The following is a 1,906-nucleotide window of genomic DNA, read 5'->3' as shown; positions in this document are numbered from 1 at the left end:
CTCCCCGCCCCGCGCGCCCCCTCGCCGCCGCCCCCGACGCGCCCGTCGCCCCGGCGCCGTCTGTTCGCCTCGCCGAACGCTTCGACGCGACGTCCGATTGTTACTGGTGGATACGGCACCGAACCGGTGTGGCCCGCAGGCCGGAGCACTACCATCCGTTCTGTGACAGCGGGAAACGACTCGGTTCTCGAACTGCTGCCGATGGTGTTCGCCGCCCCGGGCGACGCGTTGTCGCGGGCGGAGGAAGTGCTCGACACCGATCCGACGCCGCTGCACGCCTCCGTCGCCCACCAGGTCATCGGCATCTGGCAGCGGGACTGGGGCGACATGCGCCTCGCCCTGGACCATCTGCGCCGCGCCCGCGATCTCGCGGCGCGCGCGGACTCCGCGGAGCGGGAGGCGGACGTCCTCGGGACGCTCGGAGTGGCGCTGGTGCACGCGGGCCGCACCCGGCAGGGGCTGGCGGCCTTCGAGCGGGGCGTCGAGCGCGGCTCGGGCCACACCCGCGCGCGGGTGCTCTACCGGCGGGCCTACTCCCAGTGGGTGCTCGGCCACCACCGCGAGGCGCTGGAGGACGTGCGCCGGGCGATCCCCGTCCTGCGCCAGGTGGACGACGTCATCTGGACGGCGCGCGCGCTCACCCTGCGCGCCACGGTGCATCTCGCCCTCGGGGCGGTGGAGCGCGCGGAGGCGGACTTCACGGCGGCCGAGGCGCTGTGGGACACCACCGGCCAGGAGCACGACAAGGCCGACGCGGTGGAGAGCAGGGGCCTGGCCGCGTTCCGTTCCGGGGACGTCCCGGCCGCGCTGCGGCTCCTCGACGAGGCGGAGGAGCGGTACGCCAAACTCGGCACGCCCACGTTCATGCTCGCCATCCGGCGCTGCGAGGTCCTCATGGCGGCCGGTCTGGCCCCCGAGGCGCTCGCCGAGGCGGACGCGGCGATCGGCGTCCTCGACGGCATCGGCGGACAGTCGACCCGCAAGGCGGAGCTGATGCTGGCCGCCGCGAAGGCGGCACGGCTGGCGGGCGATCCCGCGACGGCGATCGCGCGCGCGGCCGTGGCCGAGCGGCTCTTCGCCGGGCAGCGGCGCACCTGGTGGGAGGCGCACGCGCGGCTCGTGCTGATCGAGGCGCGGGTCGCCACCGGCCGGGGCTCCGGCCGGCTGGTCGCGGACGCGGCGCGGCTCGCGGAGCGGCTGGCCGCCTTCCAGGCGCCCGCCGCGCCGGAGGCCTGGCTGCTGGCGGGCCGGATCGCGCTCGGCCTGAACTGGACGACGGACGCCGAACGTCATCTGCAGATCGCGGCGCGCAGCCGGCACAGCGGTCCGCCGCTGGCCCGGCTGACGGGCTGGGCGGCTCAGGCGCTGTGGGCACGGGCGACGGGCTCGGACCGCGGGGTGCTGGAGGCCTGCCGGCGCGGACTGGACGTCCTCGACGCCCACCGCATGACGCTGGGCGCGTCCGAGCTGCGCGCCCGCGCCACCGCGCAGGGGGCCGAACTCGCCGCGCTGGCCCAGGAGGTGAGCCTGGAGCGGGGCGGCCCACGGCGGTTGCTGGCGTGGAGCGAACGCTGGCGGGCGACGGCGCTGTCGACGCCGCCCACCCGGCCGCCGAGCGATCCCGCGCTGCTGAGCGGACTGACCGCGTTCCGGGTCATCGCCGCACGCGCCGAGGCCGCCCGCATGGACGGGCGGCCGGTGCCCGCGCTGGAGCGTGAACAGCGGCGGCTGGAACGGGAGATCCGGGCCCGGACCCTCCACAGCCGTGGCGGGACGGCCTGGGGCGGCGACCGGTTCGGCGGGGACCGGTTCGACGCGGGCCGGCTGCTGGAGCGGCTCGGCGAGGGACGTCTCGTGGAACTGGCCGTGCTGGCCGGGCGGGTTCAGGTGCTGGTGTGCGGGGGCG

At 77.0% G+C, this 1,906-nt stretch carries 1 protein-coding gene; it reads left to right on the top strand.

Translation table 11 applies throughout. The features are described 5' to 3' along the window. Positions 1 to 201: 201 nt before the first annotated feature. On the top strand, positions 202 to 1,906 hold a 1,705-nt coding region (locus KMS84_RS38455), incomplete at its 3' end, for a tetratricopeptide repeat protein (RefSeq protein WP_368860718.1).

The sequence above is a fragment of the Streptomyces hilarionis genome (assembly GCF_024539675.1).
Lineage (GTDB): Bacteria > Actinomycetota > Actinomycetes > Streptomycetales > Streptomycetaceae > Streptomyces > Streptomyces hilarionis.
Note: the sequence above shows the minus strand (reverse complement) of the source record. Positions and strands in the feature narration are given on the sequence as shown.